Below are 4,796 nucleotides of genomic sequence, written 5' to 3'. Positions count from 1 at the left end.
CCTCGCACCGACCCCGCCGCACCCGCTCGTCCTCCCCGCGGAGGAGCAACCGGGTGTCACAGAGGAACCCTTCGCTACCGTCCCCGCCCCCCGTGAGGCAGACCCGGACCTCGTACAGCACGCGGACGACCTGGACACCCGGGCCGCTGATCAGGAAGAAGAGAGCACGGCCGTAGTGGAAGACGTACGAGAGTCCACCGGTCCTGCCGCTCCCGCCTACGACGACGCCGAGCGCGAGGCCGTGCTGAAGGTGATGCGTGAGCGCCGGGACATCCGGAACGGCTTCCGCAGTGACCCGATCCCGCACGACGTGCTGCTGCGGGTGCTGGAGGCGGCGCACACGGCGCCGTCCGTCGGGCACTCGCAGCCGTGGGACTTCGTCGTCATCCGTTCCGCCGACACGCGCCGGAACATGCACGAACTGGCGCAGAGCCAGCGCGAGGCGTACGCGAAGTCGCTGCCGAAGGGCCGGGCGAAGCAGTTCAAGGAACTGAAGATCGAGGCGATCCTCGACACCCCGGTGAACATCGTCGTCACCGCCGACCCGACCCGCGGCGGCCGCCACACCCTGGGCCGGCACACGCAGCCGCAGATGGCGCCCTACTCCGCCGCGCTCGCCGTCGAGAACCTCTGGCTCGCCGCCCGCGCCGAGGGCCTCGGCGTCGGCTGGGTCAGCTTCTTCGACGAGCGCGAGATGGTCCGCGCGCTCGGCCTGCCGGAGCACCTGGAGGTCATCGCGTACCTCTGCGTCGGCTACGTCGACGAGTTCCCGGAGGAGCCCGAGCTGATGCAGGCGGGCTGGTCCAAGCGCCGCCCGCTGTCGTGGGTCGTGCACGAGGAGACGTACGGCCGCCGTGCGCTGCCCGGCGAGGACCCGCACGATCTGCTCGCGGAGACGGTCGCCGGGATCCGCCCGCTGGACGCGAAGGCGCTCGGCGAGGCGTGGGAGCGGCAGAAGCGGATGACGAAGCCGCCGGGCTCGCTCGGCATGCTGGAGATCATCTCCGCGCAGCTGTCCGGGCTTTCCCGGCAGTGCCCGCCGCCGATCCCGGAGCCCGCGGCTGTCGCGATCTTCGCGGGCGACCACGGTGTGCACGCGCAGGGCGTCACGCCCTGGCCGCAGGAGGTCACGGCCCAGATGGTCGCCAACTTCCTTGGCGGCGGGGCGGTTTGCAACGCCTTCGCGAGCCAGGTGGGTGCCGAGGTGTGCGTCGTGGATGTCGGCGTGGCGTCCGAACTCCCTGCCACGCCCGGCCTGTTGCCCCGCAAGATCCGTGCCGGTACGTCCGACATGACGACCGGCCCGGCGATGACCCGCGAGGAGGCCAAGCAGGCCATCGAGGTGGGCATCGAGACGGCCCGCGACCTGGTGGCAGCCGGCAACAGGGCGCTGCTCACCGGTGAGATGGGCATCGCGAACACCACCGCGTCCGCCGCCCTGATCTCGGTCTTCACGGACACCGACCCCGCCGAGGTCACGGGCCGGGGCACCGGCATCAACGACGAGACCCTCGCCCGCAAGACGGAGGTCGTGCGCCGCGCGATCGACCTGCACCAGCCGGACCCGGCCGACCCCATCGGCGTCCTCGCCGCGGTCGGCGGCTTCGAACACGCGGCGATGGTCGGCCTGTTGCTCGGCGGCGCGTCCCTGCGTACGCCGGTGATCCTGGACGGCGTGAGCGCCGGCGCGGCCGCCCTGGTCGCCCGCGCGATCGCCCCCGAGGTCCTCGCGGCCTGCATCGCGGGCCACCGCAGCGCGGAACCCGGTCACGTGGCGGCGCTGAACAAGCTCGGCCTGCGCCCCTTGGTCGACCTGGACCTCCGCCTCGGTGAGGGCACGGGCGCACTGCTGGCCCTGCCGCTGGTGCAGAGCACGGCGCGGGCGATGCACGAGGTGGCGACGTTCGACTCGGCCGGCGTCACCGAGAAGTAGACCGACCCGGACCGGGGGTGGGGTCGGCACGCGCTCCGTCGCGCCCGCCCCACCTCCGCCGTACGCTGAACGCACTCTAAAATCCGCACGTCAGGGCCGCTCCAGAGCCGTAGCGCCCACCGCACGCCCGTCCGAGGAGCCGCACCCTCATGGCCGAAAACCCCGCCTACCCCGTAGGCCTCCGTCTCACCGGCCGCAGGGTCGTCGTCCTCGGCGGCGGCCAGGTCGCCCAGCGCCGCCTCCCCGCGCTGATCGCGGCGGGCGCGGCCATCACCCTCGTGTCCCCCGAGGCCACCCCCTCCGTGGAGGCGATGGCGGACGCGGGCGAGATCACCTGGGAGCGCCGCCCGTACGCGGAAGGCGACCTCGCGAACGCCTGGTACGCCCTGATCGCCACCACGGACCCGGAAGCGAACAACCGGGCGTCCGCCGAAGCCGAGGCGAACCGCGTCTGGTGCGTCCGCTCCGACGACGCCGACCAGGCCACCGCATGGACTCCGGCGACGGGCCACAGCGAGGGCGTGACGGTCGCCGTCCTCACCACGGACGCCCGCGGCCGCGACCCCCGCCACACCGCCGCGATCCGCGACGCGGTCGTCGCGGGCCTGCGCGACGGCACCCTCGTCGCCCCCCACCACCGCACCCGTACCCCGGGCGTCGCCCTCGTCGGCGGCGGCCCCGGCGACCCGGACCTGATCACGGTCCGCGGCCGCCGCCTCCTCGCCGAGGCCGACGTCGTCATCGCCGACCGCCTCGGCCCCCGCGACCTCCTCGCCGAACTCCCCCCGCACGTCGAGGTGATCGACGCGGCGAAGATCCCGTACGGCCGCTACATGGCCCAGGAGGCCATCAACAACGCCCTGATCGAACACGCCAGGCAGGGCAAGTCGGTCGTACGACTGAAGGGCGGCGACCCCTTCGTCTACGGCCGTGGCATGGAGGAGGTCCAGGCGCTCGCCGAGGCCGGCATCCCGTGCACGGTCGTGCCCGGCATCTCCAGCTCGATCTCGGTACCGGGCGCCGCGGGCATCCCGGTCACCCACAGGGGTGTCGCACACGAGTTCACGGTGGTCAGCGGCCATGTGGCCCCTGACGACGAGCGCTCCCTGGTGGACTGGCCGTCGCTGGCGAAGCTGACCGGCACCCTCGTCGTCCTCATGGGCGTGGACAAGATCGGGAAGATCGCCGAAACCCTGATCGCGCACGGCAAGCCGGCGGACACCCCGGTCGCCCTGATCCAGGAGGGCACGACCGCCGCCCAGCGCCGGGTGGACGCGACCCTGGCGACGGTCGGCGAGACGGCTCGCGCCGAGGACGTGAAACCGCCCGCGGTGATCGTCATCGGCGCGGTGGTCACCGTAGGCCCGAAGGAACTCGCGTAACCCCGGGTAACACAACCCGTTCCCAGCCGTTGGCACCACACCCAGGACAAGGCAGTATCACCCTGTGGCCGATCTCATCACCGTTGAGGATCCCGACGACCCGCGCCTGCGTGATTACACGGGCCTGACCGACGTAGAGCTGCGCCGCAAGCGTGAACCGGCCGAGGGCCTGTTCATCGCCGAGGGCGAGAAGGTCATCAGACGGGCCAAGGACGCGGGCTACGAGATGCGTTCGATGCTGCTGTCCGCGAAGTGGGTCGACGTCATGCGGGACGTCATCGACGAACTCCCGGCCCCCGTCTACGCGGTGAGCCCGGAACTGGCCGAGCGCGTGACGGGCTACCACGTGCACAGGGGCGCGCTGGCCTCCATGCAGCGCAAACCCCTCCCCACGGCGGACGAACTCCTCCAGACCACGCGCAGAGTGGTGGTGATGGAGTCGGTCAACGACCACACCAACATCGGCGCGATCTTCCGCTCGGCGGCGGCACTGGGCATGGACGCGGTCCTGTTGTCTCCCGACTGCGCGGACCCGCTGTACCGCCGCAGCGTGAAGGTCTCGATGGGCGCGGTCTTCTCCGTCCCCTACGCCCGCCTGGACAGCTGGCCCAAGGGCCTGGAGTCGGTCCGCGAGGCGGGCTTCACGCTCCTGGCGCTGACCCCCGACGAAAAGGCGAAGAGCCTGGACGAGGCGGCCCCGCACCGCATGGACCGGGTGGCCCTGATGCTGGGTGCCGAGGGCGACGGCCTCTCCACGCAAGCCCTGGTGGCGGCCGACGAATGGGTCCGCATCCCCATGGCCCACGGCGTCGACTCCCTCAACGTGGGCGCCGCGGCCGCGGTCGCCTTCTACGCGGTGGCCACCGGCCGCCCCGAACTCTAGGAGCCCGCTTGGCCCCGCGCGAGGCGATCGTCGCCGTCCTCCGACGAGCGGACCGGGTCCTGGTCATCCGCCGGGGCCCCGACTCGGCCCGCGCCGGCTACTGGGCACCCCTGAGCGGCAAACTCGAACCAGGCGAAACCCAGGAAGAGGCCCTGGTCAGAGAGGTCAGGGAGGAGGTGGGCCTCATGGTCTCCCCTCTCTCCAAGGTCTGGCAGTCCGACACGGCCGACGGCACGTTCCGCCTCCACTGGTGGACCGCCACGGAAACAGGCAACGGCACGATCGTCCCGGACCCGGGCGAGGTCTCCGAGGTCCGCTGGGTGACCCCGACGGAGTTCCTGACGATGACTCCGGCGTTCGACGAAGACAGGGAGTTCTTCGAGCACGTGCTGCCGGGCTTGTAGGCACGACACGTCCACCATGCAGTGCGGGCTCGCGTTATTCAGCCCGTCCGGCGTCAACTTTTCAGCTCGGGCCGGCTACATCCAGCCCGTCCGGCGTTTGAGGACGAGGCCGTTCAGGCCGAAGGGGGTCTGGGGCGCAGCCCCAGGCGGGGTCGAAGGGGCGGCAGCCCTTGGAGGATGGGACGGGTAGGGGC

Annotated in this window: 4 protein-coding genes; all 4 read left to right on the top strand. The window is 71.9% G+C overall.

Annotated features, from left to right (window positions below):
- Window positions 1-1,933, top strand: a 1,933-nt coding sequence (gene cobT / locus AC31A1_RS46940; RefSeq protein ID WP_489659182.1) for a nicotinate-nucleotide--dimethylbenzimidazole phosphoribosyltransferase, incomplete at its 5' end; no start/stop codon positions are given.
- Between the two features lie 149 nt (window positions 1,934-2,082).
- On the top strand, window positions 2,083-3,315 hold the full coding sequence (cobA, locus tag AC31A1_RS46935; RefSeq protein ID WP_489659181.1) for a uroporphyrinogen-III C-methyltransferase: 1,233 nt from the start codon (window positions 2,083-2,085) through the stop codon (window positions 3,313-3,315).
- A 64-nt stretch (window positions 3,316-3,379) separates the two neighbouring features.
- Window positions 3,380-4,198 carry a TrmH family RNA methyltransferase gene (locus AC31A1_RS46930; RefSeq protein ID WP_019059837.1) on the top strand — a complete coding sequence of 273 codons (819 nt, stop codon included), beginning with the start codon at window positions 3,380-3,382 and terminating at the stop codon, window positions 4,196-4,198.
- 8 nt (window positions 4,199-4,206) lie between these two features.
- Complete coding sequence (locus AC31A1_RS46925) at window positions 4,207-4,602, top strand: NUDIX domain-containing protein (RefSeq protein ID WP_489659180.1); 396 nt, start codon at window positions 4,207-4,209, stop codon at window positions 4,600-4,602.
- Window positions 4,603-4,796 lie beyond the last annotated feature (194 nt).

Source organism: Streptomyces sp. P5F9 (assembly GCF_057961495.1).
Note: the sequence above shows the minus strand (reverse complement) of the source record. Positions and strands in the feature narration are given on the sequence as shown.

Excerpts from the sequence above, each read along its gene's own strand:
- cobA (WP_489659181.1), top strand. The coding sequence starts at position 2,083 with ATGGCCGAAAACCCCGCCTACCCCGTAGGCCTCCGTCTCACCGGCCGC.